Genomic DNA, 25,687 nt, shown 5'->3' on the forward strand with positions numbered 1-25,687 from the left:
ATTTCGGACGGAGCTGTTCGTCACATTCGGTAACGTGAATCACACTTGGCCCCCCTTACCCGCGGGGCCTGCATCTTGGAGGACACACCTTGACAATCACAGCGCGTAAGGCAGGCCTGCTCGGCCTGGCGGCGGTCGGCGTAATGTCGCTGCTCGCCGCATGTTCCGCGGCGCCATCGGACACCTCGTCCAGCGGCGCAGCGAAGAGCGACTTCCTGCCCTGCATGGTCTCCGACTCCGGCGGTTTCAACGATCACTCGTTCAACCAGCTCGGCTTCGAAGGCCTCACCCAGGCAGCCGACAAGCTCGGCGTCAAGCCGAAGACGGCCGAGTCGAAGAGCGAGAACGACTTCGCTCCGAACATCCAGAGCATGGTCGACGCCAACTGCAACCTCGTCGTGACCGTCGGCTTCCTGCTCGCCGACGCCACGAAGAAGGCTGCCGAGGCCAACCCGGACGTCGACTTCGCCATCATCGACGACAGCTCGATCACCGCGAAGAACGTGAAGCCGATCATCTTCGACACCGCGCAGGCGGCGTTCCTGGCCGGCTACGCGTCTGCCAGCTACTCGAAGACCGGCATCGTCGGCACCTTCGGCGGCATGCAGATCCCGACCGTCACCATCTTCATGGACGGCTTCGCCGACGGCGTGAAGTACTTCAACGACCAGAAGGGCAAGTCCGTCAAGGTCGTCGGATGGGACGTCGCGAAGCAGAACGGCTCCTTCACCGGTGGCTTCGACGCCAACGAGACCGCGAAGAACACGGCTCAGGGCATCATCGACCAGAACGCCGACGTGATCATGCCGGTCGGTGGTCCGATCTACCAGAGCGCCGCACAGGCGATCAAGGACTCGGGCAAGCCGATCGCGATGATCGGCGTCGACGCCGACGTCTACCTCTCCGACCCGACCGTGAAGGCTCTGCTCCTCACCTCGGTGATGAAGGGCATGAAGCCGGCGACGAACGATGTCGTCACCGCGGCCGCCAACGGCAAGTTCGACAGCACGCCCTACGTGGGCACGCTGAAGAACGACGGCGTCGGCCTGGCTCCGTTCCACGACTTCGAGTCGAAGGTCGACAGCAGCCTGCAGGGTGAACTCGACAAGATCAAGGCCGGCATCATCGACGGCTCGATCAAGGTCACCTCGCCGTCGTCGCCCAAGCAGTAATCCAGCAGCACCCAGAGAAACGGGGAGGTCGGCTCGCGCCGGCCTCCCCGGTCTTTTGACCCGTATCGATCTGTCGCCCCTTGTGACCACTGCTCAACTGAGCACACACTGACATATGTGCAAAAGGTTAGGGTGAATACGCGCATCGTGGCCATCTGCCGTTTCGCGCGCTTTCGCTCCACCCGGGCGAGTAGAGAAGGAACCCCACCCGAATGAAGCTCGAACTTCGCGGCATCACCAAACGGTTCGGTGCCCTGGTCGCCAACGACCACATCGACCTCATGGTCGACCCAGGCGAGATCCACTGTCTCCTCGGTGAGAACGGCGCCGGCAAGTCCACCCTCATGAACGTCCTCTACGGGCTGTACCAGGCCGATGAGGGGGAGATCCTGCTCGACGACGTGGTCCAGCACTTCTCCGGACCCGGCGACGCCATGAAGGCGGGAATCGGCATGGTGCACCAGCACTTCATGCTCATCCCGGTCTTCACCGTCGCCGAGAACGTGATGCTCGGCCACGAGCAGACCAAGTTCGGCGGCCGCCTCGACCTGCCCGCCGCACGCAAGCGGGTCCGCGAGATCTCGGCGCAGTTCGGCTTCGATGTCGACCCGGATGCTCGCGTCGAAGATCTTCCCGTGGGCGTGCAGCAGCGCGTCGAGATCATCAAGGCGCTGTCCCAGAACGCGAAAGTGCTCGTGTTCGACGAGCCAACCGCCGTCCTCACCCCGCAGGAGACCGACGAGCTGATGGGCATCATGCGCCAGCTCAAGGACCAGGGCACGGCGATCGTCTTCATCACCCACAAACTGCGCGAGGTGCGCGAGGTCGCCGACCGCATCACGGTCATCCGCCTCGGCAAGGTCGTCGGCGACGTCGCGCCCACCGCCACCAACACCGAGATGGCCTCCATGATGGTCGGCCGCGCCGTCTCACTGACCGTCGACAAGGAGCCCGCGACGCCCGGCGAAGCGGCCCTCGTCGTGCGCGACCTGTCGGTCATCGACCCGATCGGCCAGCTCGTCGTCAACCGTGTGAGCTTCGACGTCAAGGCGGGCGAGATCCTCGCGATCGCCGGCGTGCAGGGCAACGGCCAGACCGAGCTCACCGAGGCGATCCTGGGACTCCAGCCGCGCGTCGAAGGCGAGATCGTGCTCGACGGCCAGAGCATCCAGGGGCACAGTGTGCGCAGGGTGCTCGACGCGGGCGTCGGCTTCGTGCCGGAGGACCGCAACGAAGACGGCCTCGTCGGCGAGTTCACGATCGCCGAGAACCTGATGCTCGACCGCTCCAGTGGTGCGCCGTTCGTCAAGGGCGCCAACCTCCAGCTCGGCTACCTCAACCAGTTCGCCGAAGAGAAGGTGCGCGAGTTCGACGTGCGCACCCAGAGCATCGAGACCAAGGTCGGCCGCCTGTCGGGCGGGAACGCGCAGAAGGTCGTGCTGGCCCGCGAGCTGAGCCGCGACCTGCGCCTCTTCGTCGCCGCCCAGCCGACCCGCGGACTCGACGTCGGCTCGATCGAGTTCGTGCACAAGCGCATCGTCGAGACACGCGATTCGGGCATCCCGGTCATCGTTGTCTCCACCGAGCTCGACGAGGTCGCGGCGCTCGCCGACCGCATCGCGGTGATGTACCGCGGGGGGATCGTCGGAATCGTGCCGGGAGGCACGTCACGCGAGGTCCTCGGCCTCATGATGGCCGGCGAGATGCCGGCGGATGCGGGAGTTGCAGCATGACCGGGACCGAGACCGCGCCTGGCCTCGCCAAACAGGAGACCCCCGGCGAGGAGCCCTCGCGCTGGAACAAGGCCGTGCGCGACATCATGGGCGGCAGCGTCGTGATCTCGATCCTCGCCGTCGTGATCGCGCTCATCATCGGCGGACTCCTCATCGCGTTCACCGACCCCACCGTGCAGAAGGCCGCCGGCTACTTCTTCGCGCGTCCGGGCGACACGTTCGCCGCCATCTGGACGTCGGTGTCGAACGCCTATGTCTCGATGTTCCAGGGCGCGATCTACAACTTCCGCCGGCCGACGTTCGAGGCGGGCATCCGGCCCCTCACCGAGACGCTCAACTTCGCGACGCCGCTGATCGTCGGCGGTCTCGGCGTCGCTCTCGCGTTCCGCGTCGGACTGTTCAACATCGGTGGACAGGGACAGATCCTCATCGCCGCCGCCGCAGCGGCCTGGGTGGGCTTCTCGTTCGACCTGCCGCCGGTCGTCCACCTGGTGGTCGCGGTCCTCGCCGGCATCGCCGGTGGCGCGATCTGGGCCGGAATCGTCGGACTCCTGAAGGCCAGGACGGGCGCGCACGAGGTGATCGTGACGATCATGCTCAACTACATCGCGTTCTACCTGATCTCGTTCCTGCTGCGCACGCAGGGTCTCCTGCAGGCGCCGGGCTCCAACAACCCCAAGGCGCCCGCGGTGCACGCCAACGCGATCTTCCCGCCGCTCTTCGGCGCGCGGTACAACCTCACCTGGGCGCTCGTGCTCGTCATCGGGGCGACTGTGTTCGTGTGGTGGCTGATCAACCGGTCGAACCTCGGCTTCCGCTTCCGCGCGGTCGGCGAGAACCCGAACGCTGCTCGCGTCGCCGGCATCAACGTCAAGAACATGTACCTGTACGCGATGCTGTTCGCCGGCGGGATGATGGGCATCGCCGGTGCGAGCCAGGCGCTCGGCGTGTTCCCGCAGGGCATCAGCTCGGGCGTGGATGCGGGCATCGGCTTCGACGCCATCACCGTCGCCCTGCTCGGGCGGTCCAAGCCGTGGGGCGTCTTCGCCGCCGGCCTGCTGTTCGGCGCGCTCAAGGCCGGCGGTTACACGATCCAGGCCGCCAACGACATCCCGATCGACATCATTCTCGTCGTCCAGTCCCTGATCGTCCTGTTCGTGGCGGCCCCGCCGCTCGTGCGGGCGATCTTCCGCCTGCCGACTCCGGGATCGACGCCCCGTCGAGAGAGCCCCACCGTCACGAAGGAGGTGGCGGCGAAATGAGCACCGCGACTGCCGTAATCCCCGATTCCTCCCCGATCGTCCTCGAGAAGGCCAAGATCCGCAGCTGGAAGGCTCCGATCGCTTTCGGCGTCTTCGTCGTGCTCAGCGTGATCCTGTTCTTCGGCTTCCCCCGGCACGGCACCAGCACGTTCCGGTTCAGCGAGTCGAGCGACAAGATCTCGCTGCCGAACCTCACGGTCGACACCTTCACCACCACCGTGCTGGTCACGATCATCCTCGTGCTCCTCACCGCGGTGAGCGTCTGGATGTCGTGGCAGGCCCGCAAGACCAGCATCTGGCTGGTCATCGCGTTCGCGTTCTTCTTCATGTTCGGCTTCCTGTCCTGGGCGGGCTCGGGCGAGCTGCCCGTTCCGGTCACCGGCCTGCTGCTCGGAACGGTGAGCCTCTCCGTGCCGCTCGTGTTCGGCGCCCTCGGCGGCGTCATCTCCGAGCGCGGCGGCGTGGTCAACGTGGCCATCGAAGGCCAGCTGCTCGCCGGCGCGTTCGTCTCGGCCATGGTGGCGACGCTCACCGGCAGCTGGGCACTCGGCCTGATCGCCGCGCTCGTCGCCGGCGTGCTCGTCTCGTTCGTGCTCGCAGCGTTCTCGATCAAATACCTCGTCGACCAGGTGATCGTCGGCGTCGTGCTCAACGTGCTCGTCACCGGCCTCACGAGCTTCCTGTACTCGAAGGTGCTCGCCGGCAACCCGAACCTGCTGAACAACCCCCCGCGCCTGCCGGAGTGGCCCATCCCGCTCCTCAGCGACATCCCGATCATCGGGCCGGTGCTGTTCCATCAGACGATCATCGAGTACCTCATGTACATCGCGATCTTCGCCGTCTGGTTCGGCCTGTTCCACACGCGCTGGGGCCTGCGCCTGCGGTCGGTGGGCGAGCATCCGGAAGCCGCCGACACCGTCGGCATCAACGTGAACGGCACCCGGTTCTGGAACGTCTCGCTCGCGGGAGCGGTCGCCGGACTCGGTGGCGCGTACTTCACGCTCGGTTCGGTCGGAGCGTTCTCCAAGGAGATGACGGCGGGTCAGGGCTTCATCGCCCTCGCCGCGGTGATCTTCGGACGCTGGGACCCCATCCGGGCCACACTCGCCGCCCTGCTGTTCGGGTTCGCGTCCAACCTGCAGAACGTGCTCGGCATCATCGGCTCTCCGGTGCCGAGCGAGTTCATGCTGATGCTGCCGTACGTCGTGACGATCTTCGCGGTCGCCGGCCTGGTCGGGCTCTCCCGGGCGCCCGCCGCCGACGGCAAGCCGTACACCAAATCGTGAGCGGCGACAGCGGCGTGAGCGATATGACGAACGACCTGCCCGACAGCGACGCGATCGACTGGGATGCCCTGCGCGAGTCGGCCCGCGAGGCGATGACGCATGCGTATGCTCCGTACTCGAACTTCCCCGTCGGCGCGGCCGCGCTCGTCGACGACGGGCGGGTCATCACCGGCTGCAACGTCGAGAACGCCAGCTACGGCGTCACGCTGTGCGCCGAATGCGGCCTCGTGTCGGCCCTGCACCTGTCGGGCGGCGGCCACCTCGTCGCGTTCACCTGCGTGGACGGCCACGGCAACATCCTGATGCCGTGCGGCCGGTGCCGCCAGCTGCTCTACGAGCACTCGGCGGAAGGGATGCTGCTCGAGACCGTGTCCGGCATCCGGACGATCGACCAGGTGCTCCCGGATGCGTTCGGCCCGCGACAGCTCGTCGAGTACGCCGAAGAAACCGCCCAGATCAACGACTAAGGACTCTCCGTGACCACCTCCGGCACGGTCGAGGCGTTCGACGCCGTCGACCTCATCCACACCAAGCGCGACCGCGGCGAGCTCTCGACCGCCGAGATCGACTGGCTGATCGACGCGTACACCCGCGGCTACGTCGGCGACGAGCAGATGGCCGCCATGACGATGGCGATCTTCCTCAACGGCATGACGCGCCGTGAGATCCGCGACATGACCATGGCGATGATCGCCAGCGGCGAGCGGATGAGCTTCGAAGGCCTCGGCAAGCCGACCACCGACAAGCACTCGACCGGCGGCGTCGGCGACAAGATCACGCTGCCGCTGATGCCGCTCGTGGCCGTGTTCGACGTGGCCGTCCCGCAGCTCTCCGGCCGCGGGCTCGGGCACACCGGCGGAACTCTCGACAAGCTGGAATCCATCCCGGGCTGGCGTGCGAACCTCACCAATGCCGAGATGTTCGCCCAGCTGCGCGACGTCGGCGGAGTGATCTGCGCGGCCGGATCGGGGCTCGCGCCCGCCGACGGCAAGCTGTACGCGCTTCGTGACATCACCGGTACCGTCGAGGCGATCCCCCTCATCGCGTCGTCGATCATGAGCAAGAAGATCGCCGAAGGCACGGGTGCGCTGGTGCTCGACGTGAAGTTCGGCTCCGGCGCGTTCCTCAAGGACATCGAGCGCTCGCGTGAGCTCGCCCGCACGATGGTCGACCTGGGCAAGGATGCGGGAGTCGCCACCTCGGCGCTGCTCACGAACATGAACGTGCCGCTGGGGCTCGCGATCGGCAACGCGAACGAGGTGCGCGAATCGGTGGAGGTGCTCGCCGGCGGCGGCCCCGCCGACATCGTCGAGCTGACGGTGGCGCTCGCCCGCGAGATGCTGGCGCTGGCCGGCAAGACCGACGTCGACGTGGAGGCCGCGCTGACGGACGGCCGCGCGATGGACAAATGGCGCGAGGTCATCCGGGCGCAGGGCGGAGACCCCGATGCCCCGCTGCCCGTCGCGAAGGAGACCCACACGGTCGTCGCCGAGCGCGACGGCGTGCTGGTGGAGCAGCAGGCGCTGCCGTTCGGCATCGGCGCGTGGCGTCTCGGCGCCGGCCGGGCCCGCAAGCAGGACCCGGTGCAGCACGCGGCGGGCATCGACCTGCACGCGAAGCCGGGCGACACCGTTCGTGCGGGTCAGCCGCTGTTCACGCTCTCGGCCGACGAGCCTGCCCGGTTCGAGCGCGCCCTCGAGGCGGTCGACGGCGCCTACCGCATCGGCGACCCGGGCGAGCCGGTCATCACCGGCGGCCCGCTCATCGCCGACCGCATCTCCTAGCCACCGGCGCCGGCTCGCCTGCGCCGCCGCCCAGCCGTACGCGGACCGATAGATTGAGAACCATGAGCGAGAAGACCCACGAGTACACGCTGAGCGACGGCACGAGCATCCGGGACCTGCCCAAGGTATCGCTGCACGACCACCTCGACGGCGGCCTGCGCCCCGCGACCATCATCGAGCTCGCCGCCGAGATCGGCCTCGAGCTTCCGGCGACCGACCCGGATGCCCTGGGCGCCTGGTTCGCGGAGAAGTCCAACTCGGGCTCGCTCGTCGAATACCTCAAGACCTTCGACCTGACCACGGCCGTGATGCAGACCCGGGAGGGCCTCACACGGGTCGCCCGTGAGTTCGTCGAGGACCTCGGCGACGACGGCGTCGTCTACGGTGAGATCCGCTGGGCGCCCGAGCAGCACCTCGGCCGGGGACTCAGCCTCGACGAGACCGTCGAAGCAGTGCAGGAGGGCATCGAGCAGGGCATCGCCGACGTGAGCGCCACCGGCCGGCCGATCCGCGTCGGCCAGCTCGTCTCGGCCATGCGCCACCTCGACCGCGGCCTCGAGATCGCCGAGCTCGCCGTGCGCCACCGCGACCGCGGGGTCGTCGGCTTCGACATCGCCGGTCCTGAGGCGGGCTTCCCGGCGGCCGACCACAAGGCGGCGTTCGACTATCTGGCGTCGCAGTTCTTCCCGACCACCGTCCACGCCGGCGAGGCCGACGGTCTGGAGAGCATCCGGGGCGCCATCCTCGACGGACGCGCGCTGCGGCTCGGCCACGGTGTACGCCTGGCCGAAGACATCGTGATCGAGCGCTCGGACGACGAGAACACGTACGTGACGCTCGGGACGCTCGCCCAGTGGGTGAAAGACCGCGAGATCGCCCTGGAGACCAGCCCGAGCTCCAACCTGCAGGCCGGAGCGATCGCCGCGTGGGGGGACGACATCCTCGACCACCCGTTCGACCTGCTCTACCAGCTCGGCTTCCGCGTCACCGTGAACACCGACAACCGTCTGATGAGCGGGACGACCCTCACCCGCGAGCTGTCCATCCTGGCCGACGCGTTCGCCTACGACCGCACCGACCTCGAGGTCTTCCAGCTGAACGCCGCCGCATCCGCCTTCCTCCCCCTGGAGGAACGCGAAGAGCTGGCGGAGATCATCACAGCGGGTTTCGAGGGTTCCTAGACCGCCGAACGATACGCTTGCAGCATGCCTCTCCCTCCTCTCCCCGATTCCGCCATCACCGTCGGAGCGCACGCGTCCGACTGGCGTGAGGCCGTGGAGCTGGCGGGAGCCGCGCTCACGCGCTCCGGCGCGACCGAGGCGGGCTACGGCGCCCGCATGATCCAGGTGATCGACGAGTTCGGCGCCTACATCGTGATCGCGCCCGGGCTCGCCCTGGCGCACGCGCGACCGGGTCCGGATGTCCTCCACGACGGTCTCTCGGTGGTCACGCTGGCCGAGCCCGTGGTCTTCGGGCATCCGCACAACGACCCGGTCGGCGTGGTGATCGGCCTCGCCGTCGCCACCCCGGATGCGCACGTGACCTCGGTCGCCGAGCTCGCCAACATCTTCAACGACCCGGGCGCGATCCCCGCGCTCACGGCCGCCTCCGACGTCGCCGAGGTGCAGCGCATCATGGCCGCGAGCGAAGAAGGAGCCGCCCGATGAAGATCGTCGCGATCTGCGGTGCGGGAGTCGGAACGTCGGGCATCCTGAAGGTCAACGCGGAGCGGGTGCTGAACCGTCTCGACATCGACGCGAGCGTCACGGCCTCCGACCTGGCCAATGTGTCGACGGCCGCCGCCGACGCGCAGGTGATCCTGACGTCGCCGGAGCTGGTGGACTCCATCGGCCCGACGAACGCGGACGTCGTCGTGGTCGAGAACTCCTTCGACCTCGACGAGCTCGAGCGCAAACTGGACGAAGCGCTGGGCTGAGAGGCATAGCCGCTGTCGGGCGGCGGGGTCTCGCGCAGGCCGGGCGGGCAGGCCTCGGTCAGGCCTCCGTCAGCTCGCGCATCGCCGCTGCCAGGGCCGCCACCCGCGCCTCGGCGGTCGCCTGGCGCTCCGCGGCCGAACCGTCGTCGCTCGACGCGTCGATGTAGATCTTGAGCTTCGGCTCGGTCCCACTCGGCCGCACCATCACGCGCGAGCCGTCCTCGAGCAGGATGCGCAGCACATCGCTCGGCGGGAGGGCGCCGAAGCCGTCGCTGAGATCGTCGATCTGCGAGACACGCACGGCGCCGAGCGCTTTGGGCGGGGTCGCCCGGAGTGCGGCCATGATGCGGTCGATCTCGCTCAGGTCGGTGACCCGGATCGAGATCTGATCGGACGCGAAATGCCCGAACCGCTCAGAGAAGGCGACGAGCTGGTCCGCGATGGTGCGACCCTCGGTGGCCAGGCTGTTAGCGAGGTCGAGGAACGCGACGGCAGCAGAGATACCGTCTTTGTCGCGGATGCTCCCCGGGTTCACGAGGTAACCGAGCGCCTCCTCATACCCGTAGAGCAGGCCGGTCGCCCGCGAGACCCATTTGAAGCCGGTGAGCGTCTCCTCGAAGTCGAGACGGTAGGCGCCGGCGACGGCCTTGAGCGCGGGCGACGAGACGATCGAGCAGGCGAGCGTTCCGAACGAGTCGCGGTCGTCGCCGGCGTCTGCGGCTGCGGCGGCCAGCTCGGCCGCGCGCCAGCCGAGCAGAGCGCCGACCTCGTTGCCGCTGAGCCGGCGGTAGCCGTCGGGCGCCGACGGATCCGGGATGGCGACGGCGAGCCGGTCGGCGTCGGGATCGTTGGCGATCACCAGGTCGGTGCGTGCCTCCCGGGCCGTCGCGAACGAGAGGTCCATGGCCCCCGGCTCCTCCGGGTTGGGGAAGGCGACCGTGGGGAACGCCGGGTCGGGATCGATCTGCGCGGCGACGATCGCCGGCTCCGCGAAGCCGGCCCGCGCGAACACCTGCTGCGCGGTACGCCAGCCGACGCCGTGCATCGCGGTGTAGGCGAACGAGACGGCATCCCGAGGCGCCGACGACCGTGCGACGCCGGCGGTGGCGGTGACGTAGTCCTGCTCGAGGTCCTCCGGGGCGATCTCGTACGCTTCCGAGCGCACCAGTTCGGTGACGCTGCCCTGGGCGACTTCGAGGATGCGCGACGCGATCTCGGAATCCACCGGGGACACGATCTGGGACCCGTGGTCCTCGCCGCCCAGGTAGACCTTGTAGCCGTTGTCGTTCGGCGGGTTGTGGCTGGCGGTCACCATCACGCCGGCGCTCACGTCGAGGTGGCGCACGGCGAACGCGAGCACCGGGGTCGGCATCAGCCGGGGGAGCAGGATGGCGCGGATGCCGGCTCCCGCCATGAGTTCTGCGGTGTCGCGGGCGAAAACGTCGGAGTTCTTGCGCCCGTCGAAGCCGATGACGACCGACGGGGTCCCGCCTTCGGCGTGATCGAGGAGGTAGCGGGCGAAACCGGCGGCGGCCTGGGCAACCAGCACTCGGTTCATCCGGTTGGGTCCCGCAGCGATCTCGCCGCGCAGGCCTGCGGTGCCGAACGCGAGACGCGTGTCGAAACGCGAGTGCAGGTCGTCGACCGCCTCACGGGAGCCGGCGTCGGCCTCGATCACGAGTGTGGACAGCTCGTCCCGGGTCTCCGGGTCGGGGTCCTGCGCGATCCAGGCGCGCGCCTGCTCGATCAGGCCGGCGGTCTCGAGGACGGCGTCCGTGGCGTTCGTCGCGTTCATGCCGTTCGTCTGGTTCGTGTCGCTCACAGCGCCCCCACGATCTTGGCGAGCAGGGCGCTGATCACCGGCTCGGCCTCGCGTCCGGCCTCGATGACCTCATGGTGGCTGAGCGGGGTCTTCTGGATGCCCGCCGCCAGGTTGGTGATCAACGACATGCCCAGGATCTCCATGCCGGCCTGACGCGCCGCGATGGCCTCCAGGGCGGTGGACATGCCGACGATGTGGCCACCGATGGTCTTCGCCATCTGCACTTCGGCCGGCGTCTCGTAGTGCGGGCCGCGGAACTGGGTGTAGACGCCCTCGTCCAGGCTCGGCTCGATGCTCTGCGCGAGCGCACGCAGGCGGCTGGAGTAGAGGTCCGTGAGGTCGATGAACGTGGCGCCTTCGAGCGGCGAGTCTGCGGTGAGGTTGATGTGGTCGCTGATCAGCACGGGTGTGCCCGGCTTCCAGTGCTCCTTGATCCCGCCGGCGCCGTTGGTGAGGACCATGGTGGTCGCGCCCGCCGCCGCCGCGGTGCGGACGCTGTGAACGACCCGGCGTACACCGTGGCCTTCGTAGTAGTGCGTGCGCGCGCCGATGACGAGGGCTCGCTTGCCGCTGGGGAGCAGGACCGAGCGCAGGGTTCCGACATGGCCGGCCAGCGCCGGGGCGCCGAAGCCGACGATCTCCGTGGCCGGGATGGTCGCGGTCGTCTCACCGATGAGATCGGCCGCTTTCCCCCATCCGGAGCCCAGGGTCAGGGCGATGTCGTGCCGGGCGACGCCGGTCTTCTCTGCGAGCTGTTCGGCGGCCTGCTGCGCGACCGCGAACGGGTCGGTGGCCGGATCGTCGAGCGGGTTCGTGAAGGATTCAGGCATGGACCAACTCTAGTGAGGGAGGCCCGGACTCGGCCTCATCCGCTTTTGCGCATCGGTGCACCAACGTGCGAGAGAATAGAGGCATGGCCTATGAATTCGAGCGCAAGCAGAGGATCGCTGTACTCGGGGGTGGGCCTGGAGGATACGAGGCCGCGCTTGCCGGCGCGCAGCTCGGCGCAGACGTCACGCTCGTCGAACGCACCGGGGTCGGCGGCTCGGCCGTGATCACCGACGTCGTCCCGTCGAAGAGCCTGATCGCCACCGCGGAGGCGGCCAACGCCATCGGCGAGGCGGCCGACCTGGGCGTGCAGTTCTTCAGCCGGGGCGAATCGGGCAAGGCCGTCCGGCCCGAGGTCGCGGTGAACCTGACCGCGGTCAACAAGCGTCTGATGGGCCTCGCGCGCCAGCAGTCCGAAGACATGAAGGCCGAACTGATGCGCGCCGGCGTCCGCATCGTCACCGGCGAGGGCCGACTCGACGGGTCGCACGCGATCATCGTGTCCACGGCCAAAGGTGACACGGGCACCGACTTCGACCGGATCGAGGCCGACACCTTCGTCATCTCGGTCGGGGCCCGCCCGCGCATCCTGCCCTCTGCGGTGCCGGACGGGGAGCGCATCCTGACCTGGACGCAGCTCTACGACCTCCCGAACGTGCCCGAGCACCTCATCGTTGTCGGCTCGGGCGTGACCGGCGCGGAGTTCGCCTCGGCGTACACGGCGCTCGGCTCCAAGGTCACCCTCGTCTCCAGCCGCGACCAGGTGCTGCCGGGTGAGGACGCCGACGCCGCCCGCGTCATCGAGAACGTGTTCAAGCGCAACGGGATGCAGGTGCTCTCGAAGTCCCGAGCGCAATCGGTCGTCCGTACCGAAGGCGGCGTGCGCGTCACTCTGTCCGACGGCCGTACCGTCGACGGCAGCCACTGCCTGATCGCGGTCGGCTCCGTGCCGAACACCGGCGGAATCGGGCTCGAGGAGGCCGGCGTGCAGCTCACCGAGTCCGGGCACATCCGGGTGAACCGCGTCGCGCGCACGTCGGTCCCCAACATCTACGCCGCCGGCGACTGCGCCGACCTGATGCCGCTCGCCTCGGTGGCCGCGATGCAGGGGCGCACGGCCGTCTTCCACGCGATGGGCGACGCGGTGAACCCGTTCGAGCTGCGCAATGTGACGTCCAACATCTTCACCCAGCCCGAGATCGCGACGGTCGGCTGGAACCAGAAGCAGATCGAAGAGGGGATCGCGCAGGGCGACATCTACAAGCTGCCGCTCAAGTCGAACCCGCGCGCCAAGATGCTGGGCATCAAGGACGGCTTCGTCAAGCTGTTCGCCCGCACCGGCTCCGGCACGGTGATCGGCGGCGTGATCGTCGCCCCGCGCGCCTCGGAGCTGATCTTCCCGCTCGCGCTCGCCGTCGAGCATCGCCTGACCGTCGACCAGGTGGCGCGCGCCTTCACCGTCTACCCGTCGCTTTCCGGCTCCATCTCGGATGCCGCCCGCGCGATGCACATCGTCCTCTAGCCCCGCAGTCGGTAACTCCGGAGAATTCCGCCGGTTGCGGCCGTACGCTCCGGAGTCGCTCGCCGTGCGTCGGCGCGTCGGCCGGTTCCTCCGGAATTGGTCGCGCGCTACTTATCCACAGATTCCGGATGTCCGCTCCGCCCGATCCTCGAGGCCAGGAGGATCGTCCCGTGACCTCCTGGAACACCGTCCTCTGCTCCCAGGGCGGCGCGGCGTCGCTCGCGCAACTCGCCGCCGCCGGTGCGACACCGCGTGCGCTGACGCAGGCGGTGCGTGAAGGGCGCCTCCTGCGTCCACGCCGGGGGATGTACGCGCTGCCGTCGATTCCTGGGCCGATGCTGGAGGCACTCCGACTCCGCGGCCGTCTCAGCTGTGTGTCGGCGGCGCGAACGTATGGCCTGTGGGCGGGCTCCGACGATCGCACGCACGTGCACCTGCCGGCGCAGTCGACGCGGATTCCCTCACCGGGCGCCCGCACGGTACTTCACTGGAGGCACAGCGACCCTCATCGGGAGCCGGGCCGCGTCTCCGTCTCCGACTGCCTGAGAAGCGTCGCACGATGCGCCGACGAGGAGACGGCCGTGGCTGTCCTCGACACGGCGATCGGCGCCGGACTCGTCTCGCTCGGCGCGCTCCGAAGGATCTTCGAGGGCGAGACACGGAGGGCGTGCGATCTTGCCGCCAAAGCGCGACCGGGTTCCGATTCGGGGGTGGAGTCGATCGTCAGGCAGCGACTGAGCTCGGCCGGGCACCTCGTCGAGCAGCAGGTGGCGATCCCGGGGATCGGGAGAGTCGATCTGCGCGTGAACGGCACCCTCCTCATCGAGATCGACGGCTTCGCCTTCCACTCGAATCGTGAGGCGTTCGAGCGGGATCGGGCACGCGACACTGCGCTCGTGCTCTCCGGAGCGAGGCGGCTCCGATTCTCGGCGAATCAGGTTCTTCGCGAGTGGGGGTATGTCGCGGAGGCCGTCGACGCGGCGCTGGCAATTCCGGAGGATCGATACGACGCGCCGCCAGAACGAGCGCAACTCCGGAGAATCGGGAGCTGAGCGCTCATGTTCTCCGGAGTTGCGGACGAGGAGGCGTCGCCTAGACGATGTTGAGCAGGAGGTGCCCGGACGAAACGGTCTCGCCGACGTTTGCGTTGATCCCGGAGACGGTGCCGTCCTTGTGGGCGGTCAGCGGCTGCTCCATCTTCATCGCTTCGAGCACCAGCACGAGGTCGCCCTTGACGACCTCGTCACCGTCGGCGACCGCGAGCTTGACGATCGTGGCCTGCATGGGAGCCGTGACCGAGTCGCCGGTGGCCGTGTCCACCGCGTGTGCGCCTCCGCGGCGCCGCGGAGCAGGGGTGGATGCGGCACCCGCGGTCTCCGAGCCGGTCGCCAGCAGCCGGGCGGGCAGCGACACCTCGATGCGCTTGCCCTCCACCTCGACGACGACGCTGTTGCGGCGTTCGGCCGGTGCGGCACCGCCGAGCTCGCCGGTCCACGGTTCGATCTCGTTGACCCACTCCGTCTCGATCCAGCGCGTGTAGATCGAGAACGGCTCGCCGTCCTGCGGCGCAAAGGCGGGGTCTCGCACGATGGCCCGGTGGAAGGGGAGGACGGTCGGCAGACCGGCCACCTCGAACTCGTCGAGGGCGCGGCGCGAGCGTTCCAGCGCCTCCTCGCGGCTGGCGCCGGTCACGATGAGCTTGGCGAGCATCGAGTCGAAGGACCCGCTGATTACGTCGCCGGCCTGGATGCCGCTGTCGACGCGCACGCCGGGGCCTCCGGCGGGCTTGAACACGTGCACGGGGCCGGGGGAGGGGATGAAGCCGCGACCGGCGTCCTCGCCGTTGATGCGGAACTCGAACGAGTGGCCCGTGGCGACGGGGTCGTCGTAGTCGAGCTCGCCGCCCTCGGCGAGACGGAACTGCTCGCGTACGAGATCGATCCCGGTGACCTCTTCCGAGACCGGATGCTCGACCTGCAGGCGCGTGTTCACTTCGAGGAACGAGACGGTGCCGTCCTTGCCGATGAGGAACTCGCACGTGCCGGCGCCGCGGTAGCCGACCTCTTTGAGGATGGCCTTGGACGCGCTGTAGAGCTGCTCGGTCTGCGCGGGGGTGAGGAACGGCGCGGGCGCCTCCTCGACGAGCTTCTGGTGGCGACGCTGCAGCGAGCAGTCGCGCGTGGAGACGACGACCACGTTTCCGTAGGCGTCGGCCAGGCACTGGGTCTCGACGTGGCGCGGCTGGTCGAGGTACTTCTCGACGAAGCACTCGCCGCGGCCGAAGGCCGCGATCGCTTCGCGCGTGGCCGACTCGAAGAGCTCGGGCACCTCGTCGCGGGTGCGGGCGACCTTGAGGCCGCGGCCGCCGCCGCCGAACGCCGCCTTGATGGCGACCGGCAGACCGTGCTGGTCGACGAAGTCGAGGACCTCGGAGGCGTCCGCCACCGGGTTGAGCGTTCCGGGGGCGAGCGGGGCGCCGACCTTCTCGGCGACGTGCCGGGCGGAGACCTTGTCGCCGAGGCGCTCGATGGCGTCGGCCGACGGGCCGATCCAGGTGAGACCCGCACCGATCACCGCGCGGGCGAAGTCGGCGTTCTCGGCGAGGAAGCCGTAGCCGGGGTGGACGGCGTCGGCGCCGGACCTCCGGGCGATCGAGAGGAGCTTGTCGATGACGAGGTACGTCTCCGCGCTGGTGGTGCCGTCGAGCGCATACGCCTCGTCGGCGAGCCGGACGTGGAGGGCGTCTCGATCCTGGTCGGCGTACACCGCGACGGACGCGATTCCGCTGTCTTTCGCGGCACGGATGACGCGGACGGCGATCTCGCCCCGGTTTGCGATGAGGACCTTGGTGATACCTGGCACAGTTCTCTAGCCTATTGCTCGGTCGGGGTGTCCTTTTGGACGAACCCGACAAAAATGGATGGGCGGCAGGTCGGGATGCCTACAAAACGCGGTTCCAGAGGCTGGGCCACTCGACGCCCAGCTCGATGAAGAGTTCACGCAATGTCGCGAGGGACAGCCCTACGACTGTACTGGGGTCTCCGTCGACGCGTGTGATGAAGGGGCCGCCCAGGCTGTCGATCGTGAACGCTCCTGCGACCTCGAGCGGCTCGCCGGTGGCGATGTAGGCGTCGATTTCGCGCTCGCTGACGTCGGCGAAGGTCACCGCGGCGACGGCCGTGCGGCCGGACGCGACGTTCTCCACACCGTTGCGGTGGTCGATCAGCCAGTGCCCCGAGTGCAAGTGCCCGGTGCGCCCGCGCTGCGCGAGCCACCGCTCCCGTGCCACCTCCGGGGTGTGCGGCTTTCCGTAGATGGCGCCGTCCAGCTCGAAGGCCGAGTCGCCCCCGAAGATGAAGCCGTCCAGCGGCCGGCCGTCGAGTGCGCCGCGCACCGCCTCCGCTTTGAGGCGCGCGAGAAGCCGCACCATCGCATCCGGGGACAACGGCCCGTGCTCGGCCTCTGCCGCTGCGACGGCCGCGGTCTCGTCCACGTGCGACGGGACGACGATGGGCTCGATGCCGGCGGCGCGCAGGAGCGCGAGCCTCGCCGGCGAGGTGGAGGCTAAGTAGAGGCGCATGGATTCCTGTGGGATGCTCGACGGATGCCCCAGATCGATGAGGTCGACCTCGACATTACCAACGTCGCCCATGGCGGCGTCTTCGTCGCACGTCACGAGGGCCGCGTCGTCTTCGTTCCCGACACGATGCCGGGGGAGCGCATCCGGGCCCGCATCACCGATCGCACGCATGACAGCTTCTGGCGCGCCGAGGCGATCGAGGTGCTGGATGCTGCGCCCGAGCGGCAGGACCATGTGTGGTCCTCCGCCTCCATCGACCGCGCCCCCGCGCAGCGGGCGGGCGGAGCCGAGTTCGGCCACATCCGGATCGAGCACCAGCGCGAGCTGAAGCGCCGGGTGATCGCCGACGCGCTGCAGCGCATGGCCAAGCTGGACATCGACGTGGTCGTCGAGCCGGTCGAGGACGAGACCGTCGACGGCACGGGCTGGCGCACCCGCGTCCGCCTGCAGGTCGGGCGCGACGGGGGCTTCGGCCCGTACGCCGCCCGCTCGCACACCATCGTCCCCGTCACCGAACTCCCGCTCGCCACCGGGCAGGTCGGCGAGACCACTCCGTTCGGGCAGACCTTCGCGGGTGCCGAGTCGATCGACGTCATCGCGACGGGGTCGGGCGCCGGCCACGTACTGGTCAACGAAGCACCGGTGAAGCGCGGCAAACGCTTCGTCCGTCCGCGGCAGCGTCCTGTTCCGATCCGCGAGACGGTGGGCGACCGCGAGTTCCGCCTGGACGCCCGCGGCTTCTGGCAGGTGCACCGTCAGGCCGCGGCGACGCTGACCGAGGCCGTGCAGTCCGCAGTGGACGAGGCGCTCTTCGATCCCCGTGCGGCGAACCTCGACCTCTACGGCGGCGTGGGCCTGCTGGCAGCTGCGCTCGGCGACCGGTTCGGGAGCACGCTGCGCATCACCTCCGTGGAGAGCGACGAGGCCGCCACTGACAACGCCGCGGAGAACCTCGCGGACTGGCTGGGGGCCTCCGCCGTCACGGAGCGCGTCGAGCGTTTCGTGACGCGGACCGCATCCGAATCGTCCGCGGCTGAGCGGGCCCGGCTGCGTGCAGCGACCGTCGTGCTCGACCCGCCGCGCTCGGGAGCCGGCCGTGCCGTCGTGGATGCGATCGCCTCGCTTGCGCCCGCGCAGATCGTCTACGTCGCCTGCGACCCGGTCGCGCTCGCCCGCGACGTCGCACTGTTCGCCGAACGGGGCTACCCGTTGCGCACGCTCCGCGCGTTCGATCTCTTCCCGAACACCCACCACGTCGAGGCCGTCGCCACGCTGGCGCCGTGACGTCAACCGCGAAGTCCCACCCCACTACGATGGGGAACATGGTGCGGGTGGCAATCGTAGACGATCATGAGTCGGTACGTCTTGGGCTGAAGGCGGCCTGTCAAGACGCCGGCTACGAGGTGCTCGTCACCGCGGCCACCGTCGACGAGTTCGTCGTCCTCCTCGGGTCGCAGGAATGCGACGTCGTCGTGCTCGACCTGTCGCTCGGCGACGGCTCGCGTGTCACGGACAACGTCAAGCGCGCCCAGGCCACCGGCGCCGCCGTGCTGGTGCACAGCATCGCCGACCGGGTGGCGAGCGTGCGCGAGGCCCTCGCGGCGGGAGCGGCGGGTGTCATCCCCAAGTCGTCGCCGACCACCACGGTCATGAATGCCATCAAGACGGTGGCGAGCGGCGATGTGCTCAACAATCTCGAGTGGGCCACCGCCATCGACGCCGACAGCGACTTCGCCAAGGCTCAGCTCGGCAGGCGCGAACGGGATGTCCTCCATCTGTACGCATCCGGCCTGCCTCTCAAGGCGGTCGCCGCCCAGCTCGGCATCGCCAACTCCACCGCACGCGAATACCTGGACCGCATCCGGGTCAAGTACGTCGAGGTCGGGCGCCCGGCCCCCACCAAGGTCGATCTGCTCCGGCGCGCCGTCGAGGACGGGATCCTGCCCGGGCTCGATCCCGACACGGGCAATGAGCGCAACTAGCGCGGCGGAGCGGTCGCCCCTTCCAGCGACGTCGCAGCCGCGCAATCCGATCAGTCGCGCGCGCTTCGAGCGCATCGCCGGTCGCAGCGTCTCCGCATTCGGCCTGGTCTTCGGGCTGCAGACCTTCCCAGCGGCCGTAGCGCAGCTGCCCGGCATCAAGGAGCCGTGGGGGATGGTCACCGTCACGGTGATCTTCGCCGGCCTCGCCATCATCGTCCTGCTGGCGATCGTGCAGAAGTTCGTGCGCGCCGCGATGGGCATCCTGGCGGTGGCCTACTTCTTCGCGATCGTGACCTGGCCGCTGCTGGCCGTCGACCCGGACGCGATCGGGCCGAAACCGTGGGTGTGGTTCCTCTGCTCGGTCTTCACCGCCTTCGCTGCGGTGGCGTTCCCGCTCTGGCTGGCGACGGCGTACACGTTCATCACCCCGATCGCCTACGGCGTGATCCGCGCCCTCCCGTCGGGCGGGGGCGTCGGCGCCGAGATCGCCGGGCTGGACGCGCTCTACGCGATCATCCTGGGCGGGGTCATCCTGGTGATCATCGCGATGCTCCGCCAGGCGGCGTCGGCGGTGGACGCCGCGCAGAGCCAGGCGCTCGCCAAATACGCCAACGCGGTCCGCCAGCACGCGACCGAGGTCGAGCGCGTCCAGGTCGACGCGATCGTGCACGACAGTGTGCTCACCACGCTGCTCTCCGCCGCCAGCGCGCGCACCCCGGAGGCCAAAGAGCTTGCCGCACGCATGGCGTCCGACGCGATCGGGCACCTGCACGCCGCCGAGGCGTCCAGCCCCGAAGACCAGTCCCTCGTCGGGCTCGACCGGCTGAGCGAACGGATCTTCACCGCGGCCAACGCTTTCTCGTCGCCGTTCGACCTGGACGTGCGCGACGTCGAAGTGCACACCCTGCCGGTGAACGTCGCGGAGGCGGTCTACTCGGCCACCGTTCAGGCGATGGTGAACAGCATGCAGCACGCCGGGGGCGGTGACGTCCCGCGCACGCTGTCGATCCGCGGGGGCAGTCCGCTTGCGACGGTGCACATCGTGGTGCACGACGACGGGCGCGGGTTCGACGCGCGCGAGGTGCCTGCCGAACGGCTGGGGCTCCGCGTGAGCATCCGGGAACGCCTGTCGAAGGTGGGCGGCCACGCCCGCATCGAGTCGGCCGTCGGCGAGGGCACGACGGTGACCATCCTGTGGCCGTCGTCGGAGAGCGATCCGGAGGTGCTGGCGTGATCACGCTGCCGCGGTTCCTCTTCCTCGGCCTCGGGGCGCTGTTCTCGGCCTACCACCTGTTCCTCGGCCTGTCGTCGCTGTCGATCCCCGCCAACCCGGGCCCGGCGATCGCCGCGATGATCCTGTACGCGGTCGCGACCGTGATCAGCCTCTGGCCGACGAGCCCGACCAAGATGCCGCTCTGGCTGGCCGCGTTCGATCTCGCGGTGTGCGTGGCGATCCCCATCCTGGTGACCAGTCAGCTGGACCCTTCGAGAGACAACGGCTACGCCACCTGGTACGTCGCCGCCGTCGGCACGCTGATGACGATCGTGGCGGTGCGCCGCCAGCAGTTCGCGGCGTGGGTCGGCGTCGGCTACCTAGCCGTCCAGACCATCGTGTGGGCGGGTGTGGCTGCACTCGCGGGCCTCGGCGTGATCGGCTCGGTCGTGTGGGTCGGCGTCGCGGTGGTGATCTCCGGCTCCCTGGCGAAAGCGGGGCGGGATGCTCTGCAGTTCGCGCGTGCCGAACGGGAGGCCACCGAGTGGCAGGCCGCCCAGGAGGCGCACGTCATGGAGCGCCAGATGCGGCTGCGCCAGACGTACCGGGTGGCGGCCCCGATGCTCGCCGAGATCGTCCGCCGGGGCGGGGACCTCACCGAGGCCGAGCGGCGCGAATGCCGGTACCTGGAGGGGGCCATCCGGGACGAGATCCGCGGGCGGCGCCTGCTCAACGACGATGTCCGACGCCAGGTGATGGATGCGCGCCGCCGCGGCGTCGTCGTCAGCCTGCTCGACGAGGGCGGCATCGACGACCTGGACGAGCGCTCGCTCATGACGGTGCTCAAACGGCTGGCGGACGCCATCCGGGGGACGACGACGGACAAGCTGATCGTGCGCACGGTTCCGCGCTCGTCGAAGACGGCCGTGACGGTGGTCGGGCTGCGGATGTCGGACGACGGCAACGCGAACGCGCTGGGCGCCGACACGGAGGACGACGAGGTCGACCTGTGGCTGGAGATCCCGCGGCCGGTGCGCGAGGCCTGAGCGCGGCGCTGGCGGCCTGGGCGGGGCGCTGGCGGCGTGTCGGCGGCGTGGGCGGGCGCGCTCGCGGCGTGAGCGGGGGCGCTCGCGGCGTGGGCGGGGCGGTCATAGCGTGCGCGATGGTCGGGAGTGCAGTGTGCTCGCTGGGTGCGGGTGGGCGCGAAACGGCCGGCAGCGCAAGGCCGGGTCCTGTATTCAGGAGGATCGGCACGCCCCCGACCGCTGGGTCCTGAATTCAGGAGCCCCGTCGACGGGGAGTGCGCGTAACGACGGAGATCTCGCGTGACGCGCCGACGATTCTTCGCCCAAGACGGCGATTTCGCGCCGTGCGGCGCGGATTCTCCGGAGTTACGTGCAGCGCACCAGCGAGACAGCCAGAAGAACGCAGCCCGGAAACGGGAGAAGGGGCCGGCACCCGAATGGCCGGCCCCTGTCTGAAACCCCGAGTCAGGGCGACAACCCGAATATCGCCCTGACTCGCCCCCAAAACACTCGCCCGCTTACCCTAGTCGGCGAGTGATTGGCGGTGTAACTCACGAGGAGAGACACCTAGCAATAACAATATTGGCGTCGGGCGAGGGAATTGCAAAGTCGTCATTTTGGAGGACACGCGGGGGACAATCGGTGAGGCCCTTAGCGGACGGGCCGCGAAAACGCGCGCCCCCCGCTTACGGGGGACACCCGAACCGGGGTACATGCGCCCTTTCGGTCAGCCCGAGAACGACCGCCAGGTGCCGTCGCCGGGGTGCAGAGGGTGGCGCAGCGTGCGCTGGCTGCGAGCCCACGCATCCGGTCCGCCCGACGGTCTGGCGGACCGCGCGTCCTGCTCCTGCTCGGCGATCGCGGCGGTGAGCACGGCGGTGACGGCCGCGACCTCCTCCGCCGTCACGCCGGGCGTGACGATACGGATCCGGCCGGCCGCGGCGTCGGTGTCGGCGTCGGTCACAGCGGGATGTTCCCGTGCTTCTTGGGCGGCATGGACGAGCGCTTGGTGCGCAGCGCCCGCAGCGCCTTTATCACCGAGACACGGGTCGCCGCCGGCTCGATCACGCCGTCGAGCTCTCCGCGCTCGGCTGCGAGGAACGGGCTGGCGACGTTGTACGTGTACTCGTTGGCGAGCTTGGTGCGCACGGCGGCGACGTCTTCGCCCGCCTCCTCGGCGCGCTTGATCTCGCCGCGGTACAGGATGTTGACGGCGCCCTGGCCGCCCATCACGGCGATCTCGGCGGTCGGCCACGCGAGGTTGATGTCGGCGCCGAGCTGCTTGGAGCCCATGACGATGTACGCGCCGCCGTAGGCCTTGCGCGTGATGATGGTCACGAGTGGCACGGTGGCCTCGGCGTAGGCGTACAGCAGCTTCGCGCCGCGGCGGATGACGCCGGTCCACTCCTGGTCGGTGCCGGGCAGGTAGCCGGGCACGTCGACGAGGGTCAGGATCGGGATGCTGAACGCGTCGCAGAACCGCACGAAGCGCGACGCCTTCTCGCCGGCGTCGATGTTCAGCGTGCCCGCCATGGCGCTCGGCTGGTTGGCGACGATGCCGACCGAGCGGCCCTCGACCCGCGCGAAGCCGATCACGATGTTGGGGGCGAACAGCGGCTGGATCTCCAGGAACTCGCCCTGGTCGACGATGCCCTCGATGATCGACTTCACGTCGTACGGCTGGTTGGGGGAGTCGGGGACGATCGTGTTGAGCCTGCGGTCGGCATCCGTGATCTCGAGCTCGGCCTCGGACTCGTAGACGGGCAGCTCGGCCAGGTTGTTCTGCGGCAGGTACGACAGCAGGGTGCGCGCGTAGTCGAGCGCGTCCTCCTCGTCGCTGGCGAGATAGTGCGAGACGCCGGAGATCTTGTTGTGCGTGAGGGCGCCGCCGAGCTCCTCGAAGCCGACATCCTCTCCGGTGACCGTCTTGATGACGTCGGGGCCGGTGACGAACATGTGGCTCGACTTGTCGACCATGATCACGAAGTCGGTGAGGGCAGGGGAGTAGACCGCACCGCCGGCGGCGGGACCCATCACGATGGAGATCTGCGGGATCACGCCGGAGGCGGCAGTGTTGCGCCGGAAGATCTCGCCGTACTTGCCGAGAGCCACCACACCCTCCTGGATGCGTGCGCCGCCCGAGTCGAGGATGCCGATCATCGGGACGCCGGTCTTGAGGGCGTGGTCCATGACCTTGATGATCTTCTCGCCCGCCACTTCGCCGAGCGAGCCGCCGAAGATGGTGAAGTCCTGGCTGAACACGGCGACGTTGCGGCCGTGGATGGTTCCGACTCCGGTGACGACGGCGTCGCCGTACGGACGCTTGTTCTCCATGCCGAAGGCGTGGGTGCGGTGGCGGACGAACTCGTCGAACTCCACGAACGAGCCCTGGTCGAGCAGCAGGTCGATGCGCTCGCGAGCGGTGAGCTTGCCCTTGGCGTGCTGCTTCTCGATGGCGGCCTGTCCACTCGCGGTCACGGCTTCGTGAAAGCGGTCCTTCAGGTCGGCCAGTTTGCCGGCGGTCGTGTGCAGATCGGGGGTCTGGCGTGGTTCAGTGTCGGTCACGCCGTTCACTCTACCGGCCAGCAGATGGCGCGTGGCGTTGAGGAAACCCTACAAAAAGGGGTGCTCGCGCTGGCAGACTGAGGCAATGGAGTTCCGTCGCAGTCGCGCAGTCGTCCCCGTCCTGGAGTATCTGGAGGAGGCGGGCTCCACCAACGACGTGCTGGTCGGCCGGGCATCCGGTCTGCCCGACCTGGCGGTGGTCGTCACCGGCAACCAGACCGGGGGCCGGGGGCGCCTCGGCCGCGTCTGGGTGTCGCCTGCCGGCAAGTCGCTCGCGATCTCGATCCTGCTGAAACCGGCCGGACTCGACGTCACGAGCTACGGCTGGTTCCCGCTGCTCGCCGGGCTCGCGATGAGCAGGGCGCTGTCGACATTCGTGGACGGCGGCGTCTCGGTCAAATGGCCGAACGATGTGCTGATCGACGGCGACAAGGTGAGCGGCACCCTCTCCGAGCTGCTCCCCGACCTGTCGGGCGTGGTGATCGGCGCCGGCGTGAACCTCAGCCTCGACCGCGACGAGCTGCCGACCGACTCCTCCACGTCGCTGCGGCTTGCGGGAGCATCCGCCGACCTCGACCCGGATGCGGTGCTCGCCGCCTACCTCACCGCGTTTACCACGCTCTACCGCGAGTTCCTGACCGCCGGAGGCGACCCGGTCGCCAGCGCCCTCCTCGACGAGGTCGTCGAGGCCTGCCACACCGTCGGCCGTGCGGTGCGCGTCGAGCTGCCCTCCGGCGACACCCTGCTCGGCACCGCGACCGGCATCGACGAAGACGGACGACTGATCGTCGAGTCGGATGCGGGCATCACGGCTGTCGCGGCCGGCGACGTGACGCACCTGCGGTATTAATGGGTCATGAGCAACACGCCTGAGGGAGCGCCGACAGCGCCTCCCGAGCGAATCGTGGCGCGTCTGCGTCCGAACGCCCGCGCGCTGTTCTGGCCGAGCATCGTCCTGATCGCGACCTGCGGCGGGCTCGGCTATCTCGCCGGCCAGTTCGACGAGGTGTGGGAGAACGTACTGCTCTGGTCGACGGCGGCGGCTGTCGTGCTGCTGCTCTTCCTGCTGCCGCTGGCGTTCTGGTTGAGCAAGCGCTACACGATCACGACGCGCCGCATCATCCTGCGTCACGGGTTCTTCATCCGGGTGCGGCAGGAGCTGCTGCACAGTCGGGGCTATGACATCACCGTCAAGCGCAACTGGCTGCAGAGCGCATTCCGCTCAGGGGATGTGCGGATCAACTCCGGGCTCGAACGCCCGGTGGTGCTGAAGGACGTTCCGAAGGCCGACACCGTCCAGCGTGCGCTGAACGACCTGATGGAGCACTCGCAGACCGTCGTCGGAACGCGGCGTCAGCAGACCGAGTCAGTCTCCGACGAGACCACGGTCTGGGGCTCCCGGTAGGTTCGCGACCTTCGCGACCTTCGCGACCTGAGCCGCGACCGGAGCGGTCGTGGTCGTGGTGGTCGTCGCAGCCGACCCGGCCTCGACCGCACGCTTGGCGCGCTGCGGGGAGAACACCCACCACCGGTAGAAGGTGAAACGGAACAGGGTGCCGAGGGCGAGCCCGATCACATTGTTGGAGATGTTGTCGGCCAACAGCGACGTGTAGCCGAGCAGGTAATGCGACACCCAGATGCACAGCAGCGGGATGCACATGCCGGCGAGACTCACGATGAAGAACTCGACACCCTCGCGCGCGGTGTTGGTCTGCCGCTGCCCGGAGAACGCCCAATAGCGGTTGCCCACCCAGTTCGTCGCGATCGCGACGATCGTCGCGATGATCGTGGCGAAGATCGTGCCGTGGTGCATTTTCGAGAACACGGTGAGCAGCAGCCCGTTGAAGACGACGAAGTTGACCGCGAAACCCACGGCCCCGACAGCACCGAATTTCACCAGCTGTGGCAGGAGCCGCGAGCGGTGCGTCCGGGGAGTGTCGATAGCCATGCTTCCAACCGAATCGAATGCGGGAAGAT

The 25,687-nt window shown here is 68.9% G+C and carries 24 protein-coding genes; 17 read left to right on the plus strand and 7 right to left on the minus strand.

Annotated features, from left to right (window positions below; genetic code table 11):
* Nucleotides 1-89 precede the first annotated feature (89 nt).
* From ACFVV5_RS06735 to ACFVV5_RS06775, 9 genes are all read left to right on the plus strand, one after another.
* A complete protein-coding gene (locus tag ACFVV5_RS06735) occupies nt 90-1,172 on the plus strand; it encodes a BMP family protein (protein WP_387240840.1) in 1,083 nt (360 codons plus the stop codon).
* Between the two features lie 212 nt (nt 1,173-1,384).
* Complete coding sequence (locus tag ACFVV5_RS06740) at nt 1,385-2,905, plus strand: ABC transporter ATP-binding protein (protein WP_387240843.1); 1,521 nt, start codon at nt 1,385-1,387, stop codon at nt 2,903-2,905.
* Nucleotides 2,902-4,167 carry an ABC transporter permease gene (locus ACFVV5_RS06745; protein WP_387240846.1) on the plus strand — a complete coding sequence of 422 codons (1,266 nt, stop codon included), beginning with the start codon at nt 2,902-2,904 and terminating at the stop codon, nt 4,165-4,167. The genes ACFVV5_RS06740 and ACFVV5_RS06745 overlap by 4 nt, the downstream gene beginning before the upstream one ends.
* Nucleotides 4,164-5,453: an ABC transporter permease gene (locus ACFVV5_RS06750; protein WP_387240849.1), complete on the plus strand. Its 1,290-nt coding sequence runs from the start codon at nt 4,164-4,166 to the stop codon at nt 5,451-5,453. The genes ACFVV5_RS06745 and ACFVV5_RS06750 overlap by 4 nt, the downstream gene beginning before the upstream one ends.
* A gap of 23 nt (nt 5,454-5,476) precedes the next feature.
* The gene (locus ACFVV5_RS06755; RefSeq protein ID WP_387241334.1) at nt 5,477-5,920 is read left to right on the plus strand and encodes a cytidine deaminase; all 444 of its coding nucleotides are present in this window, start codon (nt 5,477-5,479) and stop codon (nt 5,918-5,920) included.
* A 9-nt stretch (nt 5,921-5,929) separates the two neighbouring features.
* Nucleotides 5,930-7,237 carry a thymidine phosphorylase gene (locus tag ACFVV5_RS06760; RefSeq protein ID WP_387240852.1) on the plus strand — a complete coding sequence of 436 codons (1,308 nt, stop codon included), beginning with the start codon at nt 5,930-5,932 and terminating at the stop codon, nt 7,235-7,237.
* Between the two features lie 62 nt (nt 7,238-7,299).
* Nucleotides 7,300-8,418 carry an adenosine deaminase gene (locus ACFVV5_RS06765; RefSeq protein WP_387240855.1) on the plus strand — a complete coding sequence of 373 codons (1,119 nt, stop codon included), beginning with the start codon at nt 7,300-7,302 and terminating at the stop codon, nt 8,416-8,418.
* A 24-nt stretch (nt 8,419-8,442) separates the two neighbouring features.
* Complete coding sequence (locus ACFVV5_RS06770) at nt 8,443-8,904, plus strand: PTS sugar transporter subunit IIA (RefSeq protein ID WP_387240858.1); 462 nt, start codon at nt 8,443-8,445, stop codon at nt 8,902-8,904.
* On the plus strand, nt 8,901-9,173 hold the full coding sequence (locus tag ACFVV5_RS06775; RefSeq protein ID WP_387240861.1) for a PTS sugar transporter subunit IIB: 273 nt from the start codon (nt 8,901-8,903) through the stop codon (nt 9,171-9,173). Before ACFVV5_RS06770 ends, ACFVV5_RS06775 begins: the two co-directional genes overlap by 4 nt.
* A gap of 58 nt (nt 9,174-9,231) precedes the next feature.
* Here the strand turns inward: ACFVV5_RS06775 and ACFVV5_RS06780 are convergent, their stop codons facing one another.
* Together ACFVV5_RS06780 and ACFVV5_RS06785 are read right to left on the minus strand one after the other, a co-directional pair.
* Complete coding sequence (locus tag ACFVV5_RS06780) at nt 9,232-10,968, minus strand: phospho-sugar mutase (RefSeq protein WP_387241337.1); 1,737 nt, start codon at nt 10,966-10,968, stop codon at nt 9,232-9,234.
* Between the two features lie 23 nt (nt 10,969-10,991).
* Nucleotides 10,992-11,825: a purine-nucleoside phosphorylase gene (locus ACFVV5_RS06785; RefSeq protein ID WP_387240863.1), complete on the minus strand. Its 834-nt coding sequence runs from the start codon at nt 11,823-11,825 to the stop codon at nt 10,992-10,994.
* A gap of 83 nt (nt 11,826-11,908) precedes the next feature.
* Between ACFVV5_RS06785 and ACFVV5_RS06790 the strand changes: the two genes are divergently transcribed.
* Together ACFVV5_RS06790 and ACFVV5_RS06795 are read left to right on the plus strand one after the other, a co-directional pair.
* Nucleotides 11,909-13,345: an NAD(P)H-quinone dehydrogenase gene (locus ACFVV5_RS06790; RefSeq protein WP_387240866.1), complete on the plus strand. Its 1,437-nt coding sequence runs from the start codon at nt 11,909-11,911 to the stop codon at nt 13,343-13,345.
* 170 nt (nt 13,346-13,515) lie between these two features.
* On the plus strand, nt 13,516-14,397 hold the full coding sequence (locus tag ACFVV5_RS06795) for a type IV toxin-antitoxin system AbiEi family antitoxin domain-containing protein (RefSeq protein WP_387240869.1): 882 nt from the start codon (nt 13,516-13,518) through the stop codon (nt 14,395-14,397).
* 40 nt (nt 14,398-14,437) lie between these two features.
* On the opposite strand, the gene ACFVV5_RS06800 is transcribed toward ACFVV5_RS06795, so the two are convergent.
* Both ACFVV5_RS06800 and ACFVV5_RS06805 read right to left on the minus strand, forming a co-directional pair.
* A complete protein-coding gene (locus ACFVV5_RS06800) occupies nt 14,438-16,207 on the minus strand; it encodes an acetyl/propionyl/methylcrotonyl-CoA carboxylase subunit alpha (protein WP_387240872.1) in 1,770 nt (589 codons plus the stop codon).
* Nucleotides 16,208-16,286: 79 nt separating this feature from the next.
* Nucleotides 16,287-16,925, minus strand: coding sequence for a Maf family protein (locus tag ACFVV5_RS06805; protein ID WP_387241340.1), 639 nt, complete (start codon nt 16,923-16,925; stop codon nt 16,287-16,289).
* A gap of 24 nt (nt 16,926-16,949) precedes the next feature.
* Here ACFVV5_RS06805 and ACFVV5_RS06810 point away from each other — a divergent pair, with 24 nt between their 5' ends.
* The 4 genes from ACFVV5_RS06810 to ACFVV5_RS06825 are packed head-to-tail and all read left to right on the plus strand — an operon-like array spanning nt 16,950 to nt 21,166.
* On the plus strand, nt 16,950-18,209 hold the full coding sequence (locus ACFVV5_RS06810; RefSeq protein ID WP_387240875.1) for a class I SAM-dependent RNA methyltransferase: 1,260 nt from the start codon (nt 16,950-16,952) through the stop codon (nt 18,207-18,209).
* A gap of 38 nt (nt 18,210-18,247) precedes the next feature.
* Nucleotides 18,248-18,907, plus strand: a complete 660-nt coding sequence (locus tag ACFVV5_RS06815; RefSeq protein WP_387241343.1) for a response regulator — start codon at nt 18,248-18,250, stop codon at nt 18,905-18,907.
* The gene (locus tag ACFVV5_RS06820) at nt 18,894-20,141 is read left to right on the plus strand and encodes a sensor histidine kinase (RefSeq protein ID WP_387240878.1); all 1,248 of its coding nucleotides are present in this window, start codon (nt 18,894-18,896) and stop codon (nt 20,139-20,141) included. The genes ACFVV5_RS06815 and ACFVV5_RS06820 overlap by 14 nt, the downstream gene beginning before the upstream one ends.
* Nucleotides 20,138-21,166 (plus strand): hypothetical protein, encoded by a 1,029-nt coding sequence (locus ACFVV5_RS06825; protein ID WP_387240881.1) that lies wholly within the window; start codon nt 20,138-20,140, stop codon nt 21,164-21,166. Before ACFVV5_RS06820 ends, ACFVV5_RS06825 begins: the two co-directional genes overlap by 4 nt.
* A gap of 706 nt (nt 21,167-21,872) precedes the next feature.
* Here ACFVV5_RS06825 and ACFVV5_RS06830 read toward each other — a convergent pair.
* Nucleotides 21,873-22,109, minus strand: a complete 237-nt coding sequence (locus ACFVV5_RS06830; RefSeq protein WP_387240884.1) for an acyl-CoA carboxylase epsilon subunit — start codon at nt 22,107-22,109, stop codon at nt 21,873-21,875.
* Entirely contained in the window at nt 22,106-23,719 is a 1,614-nt protein-coding gene (locus ACFVV5_RS06835; RefSeq protein WP_387240887.1) for an acyl-CoA carboxylase subunit beta, read from the minus strand. The genes ACFVV5_RS06830 and ACFVV5_RS06835 overlap by 4 nt, the downstream gene beginning before the upstream one ends.
* 76 nt (nt 23,720-23,795) lie before the next feature.
* Here ACFVV5_RS06835 and ACFVV5_RS06840 point away from each other — a divergent pair, with 76 nt between their 5' ends.
* Both ACFVV5_RS06840 and ACFVV5_RS06845 read left to right on the plus strand, forming a co-directional pair.
* Nucleotides 23,796-24,560 carry a biotin--[acetyl-CoA-carboxylase] ligase gene (locus ACFVV5_RS06840; RefSeq protein WP_387240890.1) on the plus strand — a complete coding sequence of 255 codons (765 nt, stop codon included), beginning with the start codon at nt 23,796-23,798 and terminating at the stop codon, nt 24,558-24,560.
* A 6-nt stretch (nt 24,561-24,566) separates the two neighbouring features.
* Entirely contained in the window at nt 24,567-25,115 is a 549-nt protein-coding gene (locus ACFVV5_RS06845) for a PH domain-containing protein (protein WP_387240893.1), read from the plus strand.
* Here the strand turns inward: ACFVV5_RS06845 and ACFVV5_RS06850 are convergent.
* Entirely contained in the window at nt 25,077-25,658 is a 582-nt protein-coding gene (locus ACFVV5_RS06850; RefSeq protein WP_387240896.1) for a GtrA family protein, read from the minus strand. The two genes, ACFVV5_RS06845 and ACFVV5_RS06850, sit on opposite strands and share 39 nt — an antisense overlap.
* Between the last annotated feature and the right edge of the window lie 29 nt (nt 25,659-25,687).

Origin of the sequence: Leifsonia sp. NPDC058248 (assembly GCF_042881905.1) — a bacterium.
Classification (GTDB): domain Bacteria; phylum Actinomycetota; class Actinomycetes; order Actinomycetales; family Microbacteriaceae; genus Leifsonia.

Coding starts and splice junctions, on each gene's coding strand:
- ACFVV5_RS06740 (WP_387240843.1), top strand. CDS start 1,385: ATGAAGCTCGAACTTCGCGGCATCACCAAACGGTTCGGTGCCCTGGTC.
- ACFVV5_RS06745 (WP_387240846.1), top strand. CDS start 2,902: ATGACCGGGACCGAGACCGCGCCTGGCCTCGCCAAACAGGAGACCCCC.
- ACFVV5_RS06750 (WP_387240849.1), top strand. CDS start 4,164: ATGAGCACCGCGACTGCCGTAATCCCCGATTCCTCCCCGATCGTCCTC.
- ACFVV5_RS06755 (WP_387241334.1), top strand. CDS start 5,477: ATGACGAACGACCTGCCCGACAGCGACGCGATCGACTGGGATGCCCTG.
- ACFVV5_RS06765 (WP_387240855.1), top strand. CDS start 7,300: ATGAGCGAGAAGACCCACGAGTACACGCTGAGCGACGGCACGAGCATC.
- ACFVV5_RS06770 (WP_387240858.1), top strand. CDS start 8,443: ATGCCTCTCCCTCCTCTCCCCGATTCCGCCATCACCGTCGGAGCGCAC.
- ACFVV5_RS06775 (WP_387240861.1), top strand. CDS start 8,901: ATGAAGATCGTCGCGATCTGCGGTGCGGGAGTCGGAACGTCGGGCATC.
- ACFVV5_RS06780 (WP_387241337.1), bottom strand. CDS start 10,968: ATGAACGCGACGAACGCCACGGACGCCGTCCTCGAGACCGCCGGCCTG.
- ACFVV5_RS06785 (WP_387240863.1), bottom strand. CDS start 11,825: ATGCCTGAATCCTTCACGAACCCGCTCGACGATCCGGCCACCGACCCG.
- ACFVV5_RS06790 (WP_387240866.1), top strand. CDS start 11,909: ATGGCCTATGAATTCGAGCGCAAGCAGAGGATCGCTGTACTCGGGGGT.
- ACFVV5_RS06805 (WP_387241340.1), bottom strand. CDS start 16,925: ATGCGCCTCTACTTAGCCTCCACCTCGCCGGCGAGGCTCGCGCTCCTG.
- ACFVV5_RS06810 (WP_387240875.1), top strand. CDS start 16,950: ATGCCCCAGATCGATGAGGTCGACCTCGACATTACCAACGTCGCCCAT.
- ACFVV5_RS06815 (WP_387241343.1), top strand. CDS start 18,248: ATGGTGCGGGTGGCAATCGTAGACGATCATGAGTCGGTACGTCTTGGG.
- ACFVV5_RS06820 (WP_387240878.1), top strand. CDS start 18,894: ATGAGCGCAACTAGCGCGGCGGAGCGGTCGCCCCTTCCAGCGACGTCG.
- ACFVV5_RS06840 (WP_387240890.1), top strand. CDS start 23,796: ATGGAGTTCCGTCGCAGTCGCGCAGTCGTCCCCGTCCTGGAGTATCTG.
- ACFVV5_RS06845 (WP_387240893.1), top strand. CDS start 24,567: ATGAGCAACACGCCTGAGGGAGCGCCGACAGCGCCTCCCGAGCGAATC.
- ACFVV5_RS06850 (WP_387240896.1), bottom strand. CDS start 25,658: ATGGCTATCGACACTCCCCGGACGCACCGCTCGCGGCTCCTGCCACAG.